The 17,011-nt window shown below is 44.2% G+C and carries 18 protein-coding genes and 1 tRNA gene; 12 read left to right on the top strand and 7 right to left on the bottom strand.

Features of this window, described 5'->3' with window-relative positions:
* Positions 1–36: 36 nt before the first annotated feature.
* From EPL05_RS00800 to ychF, 4 genes are all read right to left on the bottom strand, one after another.
* Positions 37–108 (bottom strand) — tRNA-Arg (locus tag EPL05_RS00800).
* 151 nt (positions 109–259) lie between these two features.
* Positions 260–427, bottom strand: a complete 168-nt coding sequence (locus tag EPL05_RS23845; RefSeq protein WP_166727599.1) for a hypothetical protein — start codon at positions 425–427, stop codon at positions 260–262.
* 123 nt (positions 428–550) lie between these two features.
* A complete protein-coding gene (locus tag EPL05_RS00795) occupies positions 551–2,569 on the bottom strand; it encodes a M13 family metallopeptidase (protein ID WP_128531611.1) in 2,019 nt (672 codons plus the stop codon).
* A 208-nt stretch (positions 2,570–2,777) separates the two neighbouring features.
* The gene (ychF, locus tag EPL05_RS00790) at positions 2,778–3,881 is read right to left on the bottom strand and encodes a redox-regulated ATPase YchF (protein ID WP_128531610.1); all 1,104 of its coding nucleotides are present in this window, start codon (positions 3,879–3,881) and stop codon (positions 2,778–2,780) included.
* Between the two features lie 199 nt (positions 3,882–4,080).
* Here ychF and mgtE point away from each other — a divergent pair, with 199 nt between their 5' ends.
* A complete protein-coding gene (mgtE, locus tag EPL05_RS00785) occupies positions 4,081–5,451 on the top strand; it encodes a magnesium transporter (RefSeq protein ID WP_128531609.1) in 1,371 nt (456 codons plus the stop codon).
* Between the two features lie 87 nt (positions 5,452–5,538).
* Here mgtE and EPL05_RS00780 read toward each other — a convergent pair whose 3' ends face one another.
* Positions 5,539–5,859: a DUF3276 family protein gene (locus EPL05_RS00780; RefSeq protein ID WP_128531608.1), complete on the bottom strand. Its 321-nt coding sequence runs from the start codon at positions 5,857–5,859 to the stop codon at positions 5,539–5,541.
* Between the two features lie 208 nt (positions 5,860–6,067).
* Between EPL05_RS00780 and EPL05_RS00775 the strand changes: the two genes are divergently transcribed.
* Positions 6,068–6,271, top strand: coding sequence for a cold-shock protein (locus tag EPL05_RS00775; protein ID WP_128531607.1), 204 nt, complete (start codon positions 6,068–6,070; stop codon positions 6,269–6,271).
* Here the strand turns inward: EPL05_RS00775 and EPL05_RS00770 are convergent.
* Positions 6,268–8,067, bottom strand: coding sequence for an ABC transporter ATP-binding protein (locus EPL05_RS00770; protein WP_128531606.1), 1,800 nt, complete (start codon positions 8,065–8,067; stop codon positions 6,268–6,270). The genes EPL05_RS00775 and EPL05_RS00770 overlap by 4 nt on opposite strands.
* A gap of 226 nt (positions 8,068–8,293) precedes the next feature.
* Between EPL05_RS00770 and EPL05_RS00765 the strand changes: the two genes are divergently transcribed.
* The 9 genes from EPL05_RS00765 (at position 8,294) to EPL05_RS00730 (ending at position 14,428) form a co-directional block, all read left to right on the top strand.
* Positions 8,294–9,379: a Glu/Leu/Phe/Val family dehydrogenase gene (locus EPL05_RS00765; protein WP_128531605.1), complete on the top strand. Its 1,086-nt coding sequence runs from the start codon at positions 8,294–8,296 to the stop codon at positions 9,377–9,379.
* 48 nt (positions 9,380–9,427) lie between these two features.
* Positions 9,428–10,375 (top strand): transcription antitermination protein NusB, encoded by a 948-nt coding sequence (locus EPL05_RS00760; RefSeq protein ID WP_128531604.1) that lies wholly within the window; start codon positions 9,428–9,430, stop codon positions 10,373–10,375.
* A gap of 6 nt (positions 10,376–10,381) precedes the next feature.
* Positions 10,382–10,804 (top strand): DUF1573 domain-containing protein, encoded by a 423-nt coding sequence (locus tag EPL05_RS00755; RefSeq protein ID WP_128531603.1) that lies wholly within the window; start codon positions 10,382–10,384, stop codon positions 10,802–10,804.
* Positions 10,805–10,823: 19 nt separating this feature from the next.
* Positions 10,824–11,153, top strand: coding sequence for a preprotein translocase subunit YajC (yajC, locus tag EPL05_RS00750; protein ID WP_128531602.1), 330 nt, complete (start codon positions 10,824–10,826; stop codon positions 11,151–11,153).
* Between the two features lie 137 nt (positions 11,154–11,290).
* Positions 11,291–12,235 (top strand): CdaR family protein, encoded by a 945-nt coding sequence (locus EPL05_RS00745; protein WP_128531601.1) that lies wholly within the window; start codon positions 11,291–11,293, stop codon positions 12,233–12,235.
* Entirely contained in the window at positions 12,235–12,843 is a 609-nt protein-coding gene (coaE, locus tag EPL05_RS00740) for a dephospho-CoA kinase (RefSeq protein ID WP_128531600.1), read from the top strand. The genes EPL05_RS00745 and coaE overlap by 1 nt, the downstream gene beginning before the upstream one ends.
* Entirely contained in the window at positions 12,840–13,778 is a 939-nt protein-coding gene (locus EPL05_RS00735; RefSeq protein ID WP_128531599.1) for an MBL fold metallo-hydrolase, read from the top strand. The genes coaE and EPL05_RS00735 overlap by 4 nt, the downstream gene beginning before the upstream one ends.
* A complete protein-coding gene (locus EPL05_RS23840; RefSeq protein ID WP_166727598.1) occupies positions 13,778–13,939 on the top strand; it encodes a DUF5522 domain-containing protein in 162 nt (53 codons plus the stop codon). Before EPL05_RS00735 ends, EPL05_RS23840 begins: the two co-directional genes overlap by 1 nt.
* Before the next feature lie 36 nt (positions 13,940–13,975).
* Positions 13,976–14,428, top strand: coding sequence for a MarR family winged helix-turn-helix transcriptional regulator (locus EPL05_RS00730; protein ID WP_128531598.1), 453 nt, complete (start codon positions 13,976–13,978; stop codon positions 14,426–14,428).
* A gap of 404 nt (positions 14,429–14,832) precedes the next feature.
* Here the strand turns inward: EPL05_RS00730 and EPL05_RS00725 are convergent, their stop codons facing one another.
* Positions 14,833–15,402 carry a phosphatase PAP2 family protein gene (locus EPL05_RS00725; RefSeq protein ID WP_128531597.1) on the bottom strand — a complete coding sequence of 190 codons (570 nt, stop codon included), beginning with the start codon at positions 15,400–15,402 and terminating at the stop codon, positions 14,833–14,835.
* A gap of 128 nt (positions 15,403–15,530) precedes the next feature.
* On the opposite strand from EPL05_RS00725, the gene glmM reads away from it, so the two are divergent.
* Positions 15,531–16,916, top strand: coding sequence for a phosphoglucosamine mutase (glmM, locus tag EPL05_RS00720; protein WP_128531596.1), 1,386 nt, complete (start codon positions 15,531–15,533; stop codon positions 16,914–16,916).
* Positions 16,917–17,011 lie beyond the last annotated feature (95 nt).

The raw sequence follows: 17,011 nt of genomic DNA, 5'->3' as shown, positions 1-17,011 counted from the left end.
AAAACGCCCGGCTGAAAATTCAGCAGGGCGTTTTTGTGTTTCCGATGAGATTCGAACTCATATCGACGGCTTCGGAGGCCATAATTCTATCCATTGAACTACGGAAACAAAATCTGCGCAAATATAGGATAATTCTGCATCCTGAATGTCTGAACTCGAATTTTGTGGAATTAACTAATGGACAGAATTTATTCCGTTAACTATCAAAATTCTATAAATTCTTAAATTTCGTTTAATTCGAGTTCAGACAAAATTTCGTTTACCCGTTCCCAACTCTGTCTATCTCGTCGCCTGCGCTGCCGCGGGAGCGTTTTACGGTTTTATATTGCTTCCCAAAGCGGTACGTGAACGATAAGCTGTACACCCGGCTATCTCTCCGCAGTAAAAAATACTCGGTAGCATTGGGGAAGGTGGTAAAGCCTTCCACGGCGTTGGTGTAGAATACATCGCGGGCGCTGAATTTTAAGACGCTTTTTTTACCAAATACCGGCCGGGAAACGCCTACGGATACTTGTCCGGTTGGGTACAGCAGTTCAGGGCCTTGTACTTGCTACCATATCTTAATCCTTTGATCTTCGCGTTTATAGTTTTTATCACCTTCGTTTACGTTAAACGCCTTATAAAATGGGTCGAAATTCATCAACGGGCCATTTACACGCCACATAGCCGGTGAATGCGGGTTGGTATTTACATAGGTGCGAAGGAACGCGTCCCTTGTTTTCACCCGCCATATCCGGGCTATCGACAGAAAAAAACGTTGGTCGGGCGTAAAACCATCAATTTTAACAGAACCCTTTCCTTGTTCTGTCATCTTAAAAGCGTCGTATGCTATAGCAATACCGCCATTATCCGCTGTGTTCTCACCCAGGGTTAAAGGCCCTTTTACATGCACCGTATCTAAAACGGTAAACGAGCTATATAAATTAACTACCTGGCTTGTTTTCGCTTTGAACTTTTCGTAATCCTCTTTTGTCCACCAGTTTTTTACGTTGCCGTCCTTATCAAATTGTGCGCCCTGGTCGTCAAATGCGTGGGTCATTTCGTGGCCAATTACCATCCCAATGCCGCCATAGTTAATGGCATCATCTGCCGAAAAATCAAAATAAGGGAACTGCAGGATCCCTGCCGGGAAAACGACCTCATTGAAAGATGGATTATAGTAAGCTGTAACCGTAGAAGGCGTTGTGCCCCATTCCGTTTTATCAACCGGCTTATTCAGTTTTGCCAGTTGAACCTGGTAATCGTTTTGGTTGAGAGAGAGTACGTTTTCAAAGTACCTGTTCCTGTTGATCTGTACCCTGTCGTAATTACGCCATTTGTCCGGGTAGCCGAGTTTTTTGGTGATGGAGTATAGTTTTTCTTTTGCTTTTTGTTTGGTGCTGTCACTCATCCAGTCGAGATGGTTTATCCTGTTCTCGAACGATTTTTGCAGGTTGTTTACCAGCACAAGCACACGTTTTTTGGCATCCTCATTAAAATATCGTTTTACATACAGCTGACCTAATGCCTGCCCTAAGTAGTTATCTACATCATCAGTGATGATTTGCCTGCGCGATTTTTGAGTGGCCTGGCCGGATAGCACCTTACGAAACTCAAAAGAGGCATTCACAAATGGTTTACTCAATGTTGCCGCGTAATTGATAAGGGTGTTGGCTTTTAAATAAGTTTTCCAATCATTTATAGGAACGGATCTTAGCAGCGCATTTAACTTATTGTAATAAGCAGGTTGCGCCATATCAATATAATCGGTTTTTGCGCCTAAGTTGGCAAGCAATGCTGCCCAGCCTATATTAGCCTGGGTTTTGCGGAGGGATGAAATAGCTATTTTATTGTAATTGGCTTTGATATCCCTTAACTCGATATTTGATTTGTGTGATTCGGCAATTTGTTTTTCGAGGTTATAACAAATAGCTGCATTCCTGGTTGAAGCGGCAGGGATACTGCCCGTTAACTGAAACAGGGTGCTGATGTATTTTTTATAAGCCTGCTGAGCGTGCAGCGTAGATGAATCTATTTTAAAATAATAACCCTTTTCAGGCAAGCCGGTGCCGCTTTGGTAAGCATGGGCTATGTTGATGCCGCTGTTCTTATTATCCGGCGAAATACTAAAGCCGATGATGGAGGAGTTGCCTGTTTTTGCTTCATCTGCAACAAATTTCATGAGCGACGGAACGCTGTTGATTGCATTAATACGTGCAAGTATTGGCGCAACAGGCTGGTATCCGCGTTTGTTGATGGTGATGGTGTCCATTCCGGAGGCGTAAAAATCGCCTACCTTTTGGTCTATACTTCCCATCGTATTTTTAGTTTTTGAAACGCTATCCAATATGGTTTGCAGCAGTTGCTTTTGCGGGATATTTAGGAACGAGTAAGAACCTACACCAGATTGATCATCAGCAATTTTTACGGTATCGTACCATCTGCCGTTTACAAAACGAAAGAAGTTATCGCCGGGTTTTATGGTGGAGTCTATTCCGGCTACGTCAACGAAGCGTCTCTTCGGGGTATCCAAAATGTTCCATGCGCTCAAAATAAATAAAGCCGAACATAGGTAAAGTACTTTCTTCATAACAATGCAGTTTTTTTAAAGGTAATATTTTTTTTAACTGTGCAGTCTAAATCCTGTTCCAGATTTTTTTTACACCCGTTTGATGCAGCCTTTAAACGCCGAACACCGAATGCTGAACCCCAAACTCCGAAGTAAAAACCCTTCATCATTCGTCATTCAAAATTCGGTGTTCGATATTATATTATTCCCCCTTCAGGGAGTTAGGGGACTAAACGTTAAACCTAAAGTGCATCACGTCGCCGTCTGCAACTATATAGGTTTTACCTTCTACGCCCATTTTACCGGCTTCTTTAATAGCAGCTTCAGAGCCGTTGTATTTTACAAAATCCTCGTATTTAATAACCTCGGCACGGATAAAACCTTTTTCAAAATCGGTATGGATAACACCTGCCGCCTGCGGTGCGGTAAAGCCTTTGGTGATGGTCCAGGCGCGTACTTCCTGCACACCGGCAGTAAAGTAAGTGGCCAGGTTTAGCAAGCGGTAAGCCGCTTTTATCAGCTGCGTTACGCCAGATTCGGTTAAGCCTAAGTCTGATAAAAACATCTGGCGATCGTCGTAAGATTCCATTTCTGCAATCTCTGCTTCAATTTGGGCCGAGATGATCAATACTTCGGCGTTCTCTTGCTTTGCAACAGCTTTTACACGTTCCACATACGCATTACCGCTCACAACAGAACCTTCGTCAACGTTACAAACGTACATTACCGGTTTTGCGGTAAGCAGCCATATATCGGCAATATATTCTTGGTCCTCTTCTGCAACAGGGGCGGTACGGGCGCTTTTACCTTCCAGCAGGTGGTTGCGGTAAATGGTAAGCACATCGTAAGCCTTTTTAGCTTCTTTATCGCCACCCGTTTTGGCCATTTTCTCTATTTTAGAGATCTTTTTTTCTATCGAATCAAGGTCCTTCAACTGCAGTTCGGTATCAATGATCTCTTTATCGCGGATAGGATCAACCGAGCCGTCCACGTGTATTACATTATCATTATCAAAACAACGCAACACATGGATGATGGCGTTGGTAGAACGGATGTTGGCCAAAAACTGGTTACCCAAACCTTCGCCTTTGCTGGCACCTTTTACAAGGCCGGCAATATCTACTATCTCAATAACGTTTGGCACCACGCTTTTTGGGTTCACTATCTCGGTGAGCTTAGTTAAGCGCTCATCAGGTACGGTTATTACACCCACATTTGGTTCTATGGTACAGAACGGGAAATTGGCCGCTTGCGCCTTTGCATTTGATAAACAGTTAAAAAGTGTCGACTTACCCACATTTGGCAAACCTACTATACCACATTGTAAACCCATGTATTTTAAAATTCTAAATTCTAATTCCTAAACTCAAAAATTGAATTTTGACTGCATACCGGAAACTGTAAACTGCCAACTCAAATCGGCTGCAAAGATAACAGAAAAAAAGGCTTGTAATTTGAAAAAATAAACGACTTTTGCCAGCGCTAATACAAGGCATAAATCAGGTTAAAAGATGTAAGCAAGAGGGTTTTTTATGGAAGAGATGGTTGAGCGGATAGAATTGTTACTGGAGCAGAAAGATACAACGCAGCTACAGGAATATTTGAATAATCTCAATATATCTGACGTAGAAGAACTTATAGGCGAACTTCCCGAGCACGGCCCTAAATTCATCGCTATCTTATCGCTCAACCGGGCGGTAAATGTTTTCCGCATCCTCGATTTCCCCACACAGGAGCGCATCATCAAAAAATTAACCGGGCAAAAAGTTGGCGAAATAGTTAACGCGCTGCCACCGGATGACCGTACCGCTTTTTTTGCCGAATTGCATGGCGATGCCGTAAAAAACCTCATTCTTCACCTCAGTCCCGCCGACCGTAAAGAAGCCCTATCACTTTTAGGATATGAGGAAGACAGCGTTGGCCGTTTGATGACACCCGATTATATCGCTGTTAAAAAAACATGGGATGTAACGCGTGTGCTGTCACACATCCGCCGGTACGGTAAAAACTCCGAAACCATTGATGTTATTTATGTGATAGACGAGAACGGCGTACTGCTGGATGATATCCGTATCCGCGAGATCTTGCTGGTGAAACCTGAAACAAAGGTAAGCGACCTGATGGACGGACGCCTGATAGCCCTCAGCGCCAGCGACCCGCAACAGGATGCTATCAACGTATTCAGGATGAATAACCGTACCGCTTTGCCGGTAACCGATAAAGAAGATATATTGTTAGGCATTGTTACCGTTGATGATATCCTGTGGATAGCCAACGAAGAATATACCGAAGATATCCAGAAGATTGGTGGTACCGAAGCATTGGACGAGCCTTACCTGGATATCAACCTCTTCCGCCTGGTGAAAAAACGCGTAGGCTGGTTGGTGATACTATTTTTAGGCGAAATGCTTACCGCTACCGCCATGGGCTTTTTTGAGCACGCTATCGAAAAAGCAGTGGTGCTGGCATTATTTATTCCATTGATCATTTCCAGCGGGGGCAACAGCGGCTCGCAGGCATCAACATTAATTATACAGGCTATGGCCCTGGGCGAAGTAACCATTGCCGATTGGTGGCGCGTAATGCGCCGCGAGATCATCTCCGGGCTAATGCTCGGGATCACCCTGGGTATTATCGGTTTTTTAAGAATAGCGGCTTTCAGCATGTTTAGCACGCTTTATGGCCCGCACTGGATGCTGGTTGGCCTTACCATCGGTTTTTCACTGATAGGGGTGGTGCTTTGGGGCTCGCTGGCCGGCTCCATGCTGCCCTTGCTTTTAAAGAAACTCGGCGCCGACCCTGCAACTTCTTCGGCGCCCTTTGTGGCCACCCTGGTAGATGTTACCGGACTCATTATCTATTTCAGCGTTGCTGTGGCATTTATGAATGGTGTTTTGTTGTAAATACGGCTTAACCTTAAACAAAAATACCCTGCCTTTTGGGCGGGGTACTTTTGCTTGTAATATTCAGGTTTAAATTAGGGCCTGTTCTTAAAATGAGAAATCTTCGTCAGCTTTGGCCACTTCGGGGCTTTCGCTAAACTCGTATCGTTTCTCTGTAACTTCCTGGTGGTCTTTTATATAATCTACCGTTTCTTTCAGTCCTTCGGCAAATTTTTCAAAATCTTCTTTGTATAAAAATATTTTGTGCTTTATAAAAACCCCGTCTTCCAAACGCTTTTTGCTTTCAGTGATCGTAACATAATAATCGTTAGACCGGGTTGCCTTTACGTCAAAAAAATAAGTTCTCTTCCCGGCTCTCACCTTTTTCGAGTGCACCTCTTCACGCTCTCTGTTGTCAAAATCTCCCATAAATCGTAATCGTAATAGTTTTGGTTGGGATAAATATAATTAAATTTTTAAAGCGCAACTATTAATTGTAACAATATTGAATATTTAATAAAACTATTATCGGACGTATATGTACGGCGATTGTTAAATTTAAAACAAATTGGGCTTTAATTCTTAATAGCTATATTGCCAACATGCATCAGTAATACTGAAACAAATATCTATAAATATGGCAACCGGAACATTAAAGTGGTTTAACAATACCAAAGGCTTTGGCTTTATTACGCCTGATGATGGCGGCGAAGATATTTTTACGCATTTCAGCGCGATTGAAACTAATTACGCCAAAATTTTAAAAGAAGGCGACAGGGTTAGTTACGAGCGTACTGTTGGCCCAAAGGGTGCCTTCGCTGCTAACGTAGCGTCAATTTAATTATCAATCGCAGGCTTTTCTTCTTCCTCCAGCAATTGCTTTTCGTACAGCTCAAAGTAAGCTGTCCTCAGTTCCATCAGCTCATGGTGGGTGCCTTGCTCAATAATTTCGCCATTATCTATTACCAATATCTTGTCGGCATTTTTGATGGTAGAGATGCGGTGCGATATGATGATGCTGGTTTTATCCTGCATAATGCGCCCAAGGTTGCTCAATATCTCTTCTTCGGTGCGGGTATCAACAGCGGAAAGGCAATCATCAAAAATTAATACCTGTGGTTGCTTTACAATGGCCCTTGCAATGCTTACGCGCTGTTTTTGCCCACCGCTAAGCGTAACGCCACGTTCGCCTATCAGCGTTTCAAAACCTTTTTCCAGCTCCATAATATTCTGGTAAACGGCGGCATCTTTAGCGGCCTGTTCTACACGGGGCATATCCAGCACATCGGCACTGAAAGCGATGTTGTGCGATATGATATCCGAAAACAGGAAAACCTCCTGTGGTACAAAGCCGATTTGCGAGCGGTAGTTATCCAGACGGAGTTGGGTAAGTGGCTTATCATCTATCAAAACCTGCCCGCTGGTGGTATCGTACATCCGCATGATGATGTTGCCGATGGTAGATTTCCCCGAGCCGGTACGGCCAATGATGGCCACCATTTCGCCCGGGTTTGCTACAAACGATACACTTTTTAGGGCCTGTATGCCGGTATCCGGGTAGGTGAACGATACCTCCCTGAACTCAATTTTGCCCGCCAGTGTATGCGGTAAAGCATCGGGCGACCGTATCTCCGGCTCCTCATGCAAAAATTCGTTTATCCGCTTTTGTGATGCCGCGGCACGCTGTATCAGCGAGGTTACCCAGCCCAGCGATATCACCGGAAAGGCAAGCATATTAAGGTATACAATAAATTCGGCTATGTTACCGGCGGTGATGTTGCCCTTCATTACCTCCACGCCGCCAATGTACATGGTGATCACATTACTGAGACCGATAAGCAGCAGCATGGATGGGAAGAACATGGCCTGTACCTTGGCCATGGCCATGCTTTGGGTTTTATAATCCTCGCTTTCGGCAGCGAATTTTTCGCGCACAAAACTTTCGCGAACGTAAGATTTGATCACCCTGATGCCCGAAAAGTTCTCCTGCACAAAGCTGGATAAGCCAGAAAGACGCTGTTGGATCTTTTCGCTGCGATGCTCTATAATGGTGTTTACATAAAAAATAATAACCGCTAAAACAGGCAACGGCATTATCGAAAATACCGTTAGCCGAACGTTCACGGTAAGCATGGCGTAAATAACCAGTATGAAAAGGATCACCGTATTAATACTGTACATAATGCCCGGCCCCAGATACATGCGCACCCGGCTAACATCCTCGGTAACGCGGTTCATTAGGTCGCCGGTGTTGTGGCGGCGGTAAAAGGCAAGCGATAAGCGCTGGTAATGGCTGTAGATCTCGTTCTTCATATCATATTCGATATGGCGCGACATTAGTATGATCGTTTGTCGCATAAAAAACAGGAACAGGCCACGCAGTAAAGCCAGTATGAGAACCAGCAAACCAAAAAGCAGCAGGCTGGAGCCAAAGATATCATAGATCATCTCCTGCCGGTTAAAGCCGCTGAAAAGCTGGTAAGTGCTAATGTTTTCGGTAACCAGATCGAACGCAACCCGAACCACCTGCGCAGGCAGCACGGCAAATATATTTGATATAATAACAAACAGCACGCCCGGTACCAATCGCCAGCGGTATTTATAAAAGAATTTATTGAGGTACGCGAGTGCTTTCATTGGTATGAGTCCGAAAGACGGAGACCAAAAGTATTAAAAAGCGATGACGTTGTCTCATTTTGGCGAGCAACCTTTGTCATAAAAAAGGCAGGATTTTAGTGAAATCCATTTTCGAACGTCCCGATAACCTGACTTCCTGTGTTAACAAACAACTAAACTTTGCCAACCTAAAAAAAACCTCTACTTTTGCATAACTGAAAAACGAATAATTTTTTGCCGTTCTGTAATGTCTTTGCAACAACCAACCGATAGTATTTTTAACCAGCTCGACGCTCTCGGCCACAAAAAAGTTGTGTTTTGCAGCGATCCGGATACCGGGTTGAGGGCCATCATCGCTATTCATGATACCACATTGGGCCCTGCTTTGGGTGGAACCCGCTTTTGGGCCTACAAAACCGAGCAGGAGGCCTTACAGGATGTATTACGCTTATCCAAAAGCATGACGTATAAATCGGCTATCGCGGGTTTAAACCTCGGTGGGGGTAAAGCGGTTATCATAGGCGATTCCCGTAAGGATAAAACAGAAGCTTTATTGCGCAAGTTCGGCAGGTTCATTAAAAACCTTAATGGCGAATTTATTACCGCCGAGGATGTAGGTACCAATCCGCGCGATATGGAGTACATCCGCATGGAAACCCAGCATGTTACCGGCGTGCCCGAAACCATGGGTGGCAGCGGCGACCCTGCGCCTATTGCCGCGTTGGGCGTTTATATGGGGATTAAAGCCTGCATTAAAGAGCTTTATGGCCACGATAGCGTAACCGGCAAATCTGTTATTGTGCAAGGGATTGGCCACGTAGGCGAGCATTTGGTAAAATTGCTGCGCGAGGAGAACGCCAAGGTTTACGTGAGCGATATTAACGATGAGCGTACCCGCCAGGTATCAAAAAAATACGGTGCCGAAGCGGTATCAAACAATTCGATATTTGATATCAGTGCCGATATCTACGCGCCCTGCGCCTTAGGCTCCACCATTAACACCCAAACAATTGCCAAGCTGCAATGCCCTATTATAGCAGGTTCGGCCAATAACCAGTTACAGGATGAGGCACTGCACGGTCAGATGCTGCTGGATAAAGGCATCCTGTTTGCGCCAGATTACGTTATAAACGCGGGCGGCATCATCAACTGCTATTCTGAACTGATGGGTTTTAGCAAAAAGCGAACGATGCAGCTTACTGAGAATATTTACGAGGCAACGCGCAATGTTTTAAAACTATCGAAAGCCGAAAATATTTCTACTATAAATGCTGCAAACAAAATTGCCGAAAAACGTATTTCAGATATTAAAAAAGTAAAGTCAACCTATTAATAATTATCATAAACAGCCAGCCACCGGGCGGCATAATCGTTCTTACAAATGTTAAACAGAAGGCACCTTAGGGTAAAAGTATTACAATCGTTGTATGCGTACCACCAATCGGACTCACGCGACATTAAACATCACGAGAAACAGCTTTTAAGCAGTATAGACCAGGTATTTGAAATGTACATCTGGATGCTGTCGCTGATCAGCGAAGTAATATCCTACACCGAGCGCGACGCGGAAGAAAGATCCAATAAGCACTTACCAACGGCCGATGACTTAAACCCCAATCTTAAAATATTAAGCAACAGGTTTTTTACTTCACTTGGCGATAATAAAGAATACCTGGTCTCGCTAAAAAAATACAAAGTAGACTGGTCGTTTGATCCCGAATTAGCGAAATCGTTGTTCACTACCTTGAAAAACTCTACAGATTACGCCGAATACCTGGCGAAAACCGACGACACCATCGGTAGCGATAAAGACATTATCAAATTCATCTTCAAAAAAGTTATCCTTAAATCATCACTTGCCGAGCAGGTTTTTGAAGATAAGTTTATTTACTGGCCGGTAGATAGAGAGGTATTGCAGGCGCTTATTGCCAAAACATTTAAAAACTTTGCCTACGATGATCCTAAGGAAAACCACCTGGCCGAAATTAGCGGCAATTGGGTTGAGGACAGGGATTTTGTAGTAAACCTGTTTGAGCAAACCATTAGGTTTGATACGCCATACCAGGAACTTATCGCCCAGAAAACGCAGAATTGGGAGCCCGACCGTATCGCGATGATGGATACCTTATTAATGAAGATGGCTATTACAGAATTTATTAATTTTACGTCCATCCCGGTTAAGGTTACCATTAACGAGTACCTGGAGATCTCCAAAGAGTTTAGTACACCTAAAAGTAATTCGTTTATAAACGGTATATTAGACAAGATTTTGTTTGAGCTGAAAGCAGAGAATAAGGTAAAGAAAATAGGCAGAGGATTAATAGAATAACATATAATGAAAAAACTGATCTTATGTACCATGGTTGCCGCGATGTTGTTTTCGGCATGTAACTCATCTACCAAAACAGGAGGTGCTGCAACTGCCGATAATGTAAGCGCTACCAACGCGCCGGTGATGAAGTTTGAAAAAGAATCGCACGATTTTGGTAAAATTAAAACGGGCGATAAAGTAACTTACGAGTTTAAATTTACCAACACCGGCAAATCGCCCTTAATTATTAAGGATGCTATAGCCACGTGCGGTTGTACAAAACCCGAGTGGCCAAAAACACCTATACAGCCGGGTGCCGATGGTGCTGTAAAAGTTACTTTTAGCAGTATAGGTAAAATGGGCCTGCAGGATAAACAGATAACCGTTACCGCCAATACCAACCCTGCACAAAGCATGGTGCATCTTATTGGCGAGGTAACAAACTAATTAATATATAAACTTAAAAATGACAGCAACTATTTTTTTACAGGCAGCAGCCCCAAGTATTTTAGGCATAAACCCACAGTTCATCATGTTCGGGTTAATTGCGGTAGTATTTTATTTTTTCATGATACGCCCGCAAATGAAAAAAGCGAAAGATCAGAAGAAATACGTTGAAGAGCTTAAAAAAGGTGATAAGGTGATTACCACCTCCGGTATCCACGGTAAAATATACGAAGTTGCCGATACTACTTTTTTAATTGAAGTAGAGAACGGTGGCCGCATCCGTTTCAGCAAATCGGCTATCTCTTTAGAAGAATCTAAAGCTTTAAATACCCCTGCAGTAGTTAAATAAGCAGATAACAGGCATAAAGGTAAAAGGCGAAAAGTTGGCTTAACAAGATATAGCCAGCCTTTCGCCTTTCTTTTTTATTATTTTAAGCTATTGGGTTTACCTTTGCCCTTTCACCTTTAACCCTTTACCTCAAAGTAATGGCAATAATCAAATTATCGGCAATTGAGCGCAGGCGGTTATCCGCGTTTGTTACCTGCCTGGTGGTTGCTTTAGTTGCCTGGTTATTTACAGTGCTATCAAATCCATATAAGTACACTGTTAAGCGTGTCCTCAGTTTTAAGAATACCCCGCAGCGGCGTGCATTTCATTCACTTCAGCCTGATACCATAAACGCAACAGTGCAGGGTACCGGCTGGAAGATGCTGTTTTCGCAGATGATCGGCGAGAACAAGGCTGTTACGGTAGATCTTAGCACCCTCGAAAATAAAAACTATGTAGTTTTAAGCGCGCAGCTAAACCAAATAAACGATAAGAAGGACCTCGACCACCAAATTGTTGCCCTTAACCCCGATACGCTTTATTTCGATTTCTCAAACCGGCTCATCAAGCGTGTACCGGTAAAACTTGTAACGGCGTTGCATTACCAGCGGCAGTTTGCACAGTCTGGTGCTATACGCATGAAGCCTGCATACGTTACCATTAGTGGCCCTGCCGAAGTGCTGGCTAAGATCCAATACTGGCGAACCGATTCGGTTAATTTAAACGACGTTAGCGAAAGTTTCAGGTCGCGGGTAAACCTGGTGCCTTCCGGCGAGGGTAACCTCAATGTGCTGCCTAAAAGCGTTTTTGTGAGTATCCCGGTAGACGAATTTACCGAGAAAACCATGCAGATCCCCGTTAAGATCATCAACAATCATAACTTTTATGATGTTAAGATATTTCCGCAAAAAGTACGGGTTACGTTCACTACTTCGCTAAAGGATTATCCCGATATGAACGAGGATGATTTTGAGGCCGTGGCCGATCTGGACCAGTGGAAGCAGGGCTACCGAGTGTTAACGGTAAGGCTTAACCACCTGCCATCGTACAGTAAAATAGTGAAAATAGAACCACAAAATGTGGATTTCATCGTTAAAAAGTAATGTTTAAAGTAGGCATCACCGGCAATATAGGCAGTGGCAAAACTACGGTTTGCAAAATATTTGAGGTACTGGGCATCCCCGTTTTTTATGCGGATGACGAGGCCAAAAAGCTGATGGTGAAAGATGTTGTTTTGGTGGAGGGTATTAAAGAAGCCTTCGGTGCCGAATCTTACCTGGCCGACGGAACGCTTAACCGCAAGCATATCGCTGGCATTGTTTTTAATAACGAAGAAGAGCTGGTAAAGCTGAACAGGTTGGTACATCCGGCTGTGTTTCGGGCGTTTGAGGTGTGGGTACAGCAATTTAAAGGGCGAAAAGATGTGCCTTATGTATTAAAGGAGGCTGCATTACTGTTCGAGAGCGATTCCTACAAAATGTGCCACCGCTCGCTCATGATCTCCGCCCCCGAAAAAATCCGCATGCAGCGTGTAGTGCTGCGCGATAAGGTAAGCGAAGAAGAGGTGCAAAAACGCAACAGCCGCCAGATGAGCGAAGAGCAAAAACTGGATTTGGCCAACGATATAATTATTAACGACGATACCAAATTGGTAATACCACAGGTGCTGCAGCTGCACAAATTATACCTGTCTCTTGCTCAAAACGAATGATATTAGACGATTTTCTTTCTTTCGACGCCGACGGGCTCTACTGCGGTTATGGCGATTTTTATCTCGACCCCAAACAACCCGTAGCTAAAGCCGTAATAACCCACGCCCATGCAGACCATGCCGTAAGCGGAAACACCAGCGTGTACGCCACTGCCGCTACCGTAGCGTTTATGCAGCTGCGCTACGGCAAAAATGCCGGGAAGGTAATTTATACCGCGACGTATAATGCACCTTTTGAAATTGGAGAAGTACAAATAACTTTTATTCCCGCCGGCCACATGCCCGGCTCTGCCCAGGTGCTGATGGAATACAAGGATACAAGATATTTATATACAGGTGATTATAAACTGCAACCCGACAGTACCTGCGAGCCTATGCAATTTGTAAAGGCAGATGTACTGATCACCGAAAGCACCTTTGCCGAACCCAACACTGCCCACCCGGATCCCGTTGAGGAAATAAAAAAGCTGAATGATATTAAGGTGAACATCTTGTTAGGAGCTTACAGCCTCGGCAAGAGCCAGCGCTTGATCAGGATGATAAATGAATATGCTCCGCAAAAGAAAGTGCTTGTGCATCACCGCATCATGCCCATTAACGCTATTTACGAGAAGCTGGGTTTCGCCCTGGGCAAACACCAGATGTATGGGCGCAAGCTGATGAAAACTCAGGAAGAGTGGGTATACATTGTGCCGCCTTTTACGTTTGATAGTTATTTGCGGGCAACTGGCGTGAAGCGCTTATTTGCTTCGGGATGGAAGAATTTACAGGTAAACGCACAGGATACGTTGTTTATATCCGACCATGCCGACTGGGCCGATATTCTCCACACCATAGAACAAACCCAACCAAAACAGGTTTGGACTTTGCACGGGGAGGGGAAACACCTTCGGGATCATTTTAAAAATGATATTTTTGTAAAATTGCTGAACTAATGCTGCAGGAAAACGTAGACTACTACATCAACGAGGATGGTAACTTTGTTTTCACAAAAGCATATCATTTAAAACGCGGCTCCTGCTGCAAAAACAAATGCCTGCACTGCCCCTGGAACTACGGCCGGGAAGAGGAGGATAAACAAAAAGACAATAAATAAGTTATATTTGCATCAAAATCAAGGTATTGCGTTAAAATGGGAATAGAGGAAGATATCAAAAGCACGAATTTTGAGGATAATTACCACAAAGCGGCCATCAACCTGTCGTACACTTACGGCTGGATGTCCAATATATCGCGCCCAAAGTTCGAACAGTACAATTTAACCCAGCAACAGTTTAATATACTGCGCATCCTGCGTGGCCAATACCCAAAGCCGGCAACCGTTAACCTGCTGAAAGAGCGTATGATAGATAAAATGTCTGATGCATCCCGCATTGTAGACAGGCTGGTACAAAAGGAATTGGTGTCGCGCTGCACTAACAATAAGGACCGCCGCGCTGTAGATATCCGCATCAGCGATGAAGGGTTGGAGATCCTGTCCAAAATGGATAAAGAATTTAAAACCCGCGATATCCTCGGTGAAAACCTTACCGAAGAAGAGGCCGGCCAGTTAAGCGAACTGCTTGACAAAATGCGCGGCGCGTAAGTTTAGAAACAAGATTTTTTAAATCAGGAAACAAGATATAGAAGGGCGCATGTGCAAACTGCGCCTTTTTCTTTTTTTAATTCCCCTCAGAGAATAATAGCCCATCAGAAGATTTATTTATTAAGTTTCTTTACGATTTCATAGTAGAAGTTTTAGCATTTATGGTGACACGACTATTCCTCCAAAAATGTTAACCCTTTATTTTTTTTATTTATTGATTATCAAATAATTAAAAAATAATTATTGAAATTGTGTTAAGTTATGTTAACCCTGTTTTGCCATAAAAAAATGTTCGATGGGTAAAAAGATGACCAAATTGAAGCGAATCTTAGCGGGCTGATAGGATTGAATTATGTTGTTTTTTGATAGTCTATAACCTTTGGGAGGGGTTTGTCGGTTTGGATCTACGCCACAAAGTCCGGCTGCCATTTTTTAAATCCGAAGAAAAATAACCAACCCACCAATCCACCATAAATTGCACCCGCGGTAACGTCTACTGGGAAGTGTACCCCAACATAAACCTGCGCAAAACAAATTAGGACCGCCCAAAAAATAACGGCGATGCCAACCCATTTCCATTTTCTGAAAAAGGCGAGGCATAAAAATATAGCGAGAGCAAAATGGTCTGTCGCATGGGTGGAGGGGAAGCTATAGCCCGTTCCGCAGGGCACCCGGCTAATGACGGTTTGGGCGGTTACTACATCCCGGCAGGGTCTGTCGCGTTGTGCCTGTTTTTTAATAAGAGTTGCGCTGGTAAAATCGGCGAAGCCGGCAGCTAAGGCGAGCATCAGTACCAATATGGCACCCTGCTTTTTATAGCGGTAAATGCAGAAAGCGATAATGAAGATATACAGCGGGATCCAAAACCTGGGGTTGCGCATCAGAGGCATTATCCAATCGAAAAACGCGTTGGAGAGATCGTGATTGACGAAGTAAAATAAATGCCGGTCGAGCTGTAAAAGGAAATCGGGCATTGGCTTTCTGGCGGATAAAATATGTTTACCGGGCAAATATAGCCAATAAATTGAGCCTTAAAACTACGGTATGTTTACAATGCTATGGGTTAAATAACTTATTTTTGCACCTTAAATAAAAGCACATTTTGACACTCATAAAATCAATTTCGGGCATCAGGGGTACCATTGGCGGGGCGGCAGGCGACGGCTTAACGCCTTTGGATATTGTAAAGTTTACATCGGCTTACGGTAGCTGGGCGGTTAAGCGTTCGGGCATTAAAAAGATCGTTATCGGCCGCGACGCGCGCCTTTCCGGCGATATGGTGAACAACCTCGTTATAGGCACTTTACAGGGTTTGGGTATTGATGTGATAGACCTCGGCCTATCTACCACCCCAACCGTAGAAGTTGCCGTGCCCGATGAGCAGGCTGCGGGAGGTATCATCCTCACGGCCAGCCACAACCCCAAACATTGGAACGCCCTGAAACTGCTGAACGCCGATGGCGAATTCATCAGCGATGCCGATGGAAAAGAAGTTTTAGAAATTGCCGAAAACAGCGATTTTATATACGCCGGTGTAGATGTCCTTGGTAAAGTGACCAAGGACGATAGCTACCTGCAAAAACATATCGATAAAATACTGGCCCTGCCTTTAGTGGATGTAGAAGCCATCAAAGCTGCCGATTTTAAGGTAGTGATTGATTGCGTAAACTCTACCGGCGGCATTTTTGTGCCGGCCTTGTTAACAGCACTGGGTGTAAATACTGTGCACGAATTGTATTGCGAGCCTGATGGTAATTTTCCGCATAACCCCGAGCCGCTGCCTGAGAATTTGGTAGCCTTAGCGCAGGAAGTAACCAAGAAAAATGCCGACCTGGGTATAGCTGTGGACCCGGATGTGGACCGCCTTTGCTTTGTGTGCGAAGATGGTAATGTGTTTGGCGAGGAGTATACGCTGGTTGCCGTTGCAGATTATGTGCTGAAGAACAATAAAGGTAATACGGTATCCAACCTGTCGTCCACCCGGGCCCTGCGCGATGTTACCGAAAAGGAAGGCGGCGAATACCATGCCGCTGCCGTTGGCGAAGTGAACGTGGTAAATAAAATGAAAGAAGTTGGCGCGGTTATAGGCGGCGAAGGCAATGGCGGGGTCATCTATCCCGAACTGCATTACGGCCGCGACGCGTTGGTAGGTATTGCTTTGTTTTTAACCCATTTGGCTAAATTTGGCAAACCGGTATCCGTTCTGAGGGCTTCATACCCCGGTTACTTCATTTCAAAAAACAAAATAACGCTTACGCCGGAGATGGATATAGACGCGCTGCTGCTGAAAGTTGAGGAGAAATACCAAAAGCAGCCGCACTCAACAATTGATGGCCTGAAAATAGAATTCGACAAAGAATGGGTACATTTGCGGAGATCGAATACCGAGCCTATTATCCGCATCTATTCTGAAGCAAATTCGGAAACGGTAGCGAATAACCTGGCCGAAAAGATCATAGCAGACATAAAAGAAATATTAAATTTATAACGGTTGGTATGAGTCCGAACTCCGGAAGACGGTAAGTCTGAAAACCGGGAAATTCGGAGCAATAACCACTCATCACTCACCATTCACCACTTACT

Origin of the sequence: Mucilaginibacter gilvus (assembly GCF_004054195.1) — a bacterium.
In the GTDB taxonomy this organism is placed as follows: Bacteria; Bacteroidota; Bacteroidia; order Sphingobacteriales; family Sphingobacteriaceae; genus Mucilaginibacter; species Mucilaginibacter gilvus.
The sequence above is the reverse complement of the archived record's forward strand: the minus strand, read 5'-3'. Positions and strand labels throughout refer to the sequence as shown.

What these genes read in the sequence shown, in the direction of transcription:
- EPL05_RS00725 (WP_128531597.1), bottom strand. Translation starts at nt 15,402, where the DNA reads ATGCCCGATTTCCTTTTACAGCTCGACCGGCATTTATTTTACTTCGTC.
- EPL05_RS00760 (WP_128531604.1), top strand. Translation starts at nt 9,428, where the DNA reads ATGTTAAACAGAAGGCACCTTAGGGTAAAAGTATTACAATCGTTGTAT.
- ychF (WP_128531610.1), bottom strand. Translation starts at nt 3,881, where the DNA reads ATGGGTTTACAATGTGGTATAGTAGGTTTGCCAAATGTGGGTAAGTCG.
- EPL05_RS23840 (WP_166727598.1), top strand. Translation starts at nt 13,778, where the DNA reads ATGCTGCAGGAAAACGTAGACTACTACATCAACGAGGATGGTAACTTT.
- coaE (WP_128531600.1), top strand. Translation starts at nt 12,235, where the DNA reads ATGTTTAAAGTAGGCATCACCGGCAATATAGGCAGTGGCAAAACTACG.
- yajC (WP_128531602.1), top strand. Translation starts at nt 10,824, where the DNA reads ATGACAGCAACTATTTTTTTACAGGCAGCAGCCCCAAGTATTTTAGGC.
- EPL05_RS00735 (WP_128531599.1), top strand. Translation starts at nt 12,840, where the DNA reads ATGATATTAGACGATTTTCTTTCTTTCGACGCCGACGGGCTCTACTGC.
- EPL05_RS00780 (WP_128531608.1), bottom strand. Translation starts at nt 5,859, where the DNA reads ATGGGAGATTTTGACAACAGAGAGCGTGAAGAGGTGCACTCGAAAAAG.
- EPL05_RS00795 (WP_128531611.1), bottom strand. Translation starts at nt 2,569, where the DNA reads ATGAAGAAAGTACTTTACCTATGTTCGGCTTTATTTATTTTGAGCGCA.
- EPL05_RS00765 (WP_128531605.1), top strand. Translation starts at nt 8,294, where the DNA reads ATGTCTTTGCAACAACCAACCGATAGTATTTTTAACCAGCTCGACGCT.
- EPL05_RS00755 (WP_128531603.1), top strand. Translation starts at nt 10,382, where the DNA reads ATGAAAAAACTGATCTTATGTACCATGGTTGCCGCGATGTTGTTTTCG.
- mgtE (WP_128531609.1), top strand. Translation starts at nt 4,081, where the DNA reads ATGGAAGAGATGGTTGAGCGGATAGAATTGTTACTGGAGCAGAAAGAT.
- EPL05_RS00775 (WP_128531607.1), top strand. Translation starts at nt 6,068, where the DNA reads ATGGCAACCGGAACATTAAAGTGGTTTAACAATACCAAAGGCTTTGGC.
- EPL05_RS00745 (WP_128531601.1), top strand. Translation starts at nt 11,291, where the DNA reads ATGGCAATAATCAAATTATCGGCAATTGAGCGCAGGCGGTTATCCGCG.
- EPL05_RS00770 (WP_128531606.1), bottom strand. Translation starts at nt 8,067, where the DNA reads ATGAAAGCACTCGCGTACCTCAATAAATTCTTTTATAAATACCGCTGG.
- EPL05_RS00730 (WP_128531598.1), top strand. Translation starts at nt 13,976, where the DNA reads ATGGGAATAGAGGAAGATATCAAAAGCACGAATTTTGAGGATAATTAC.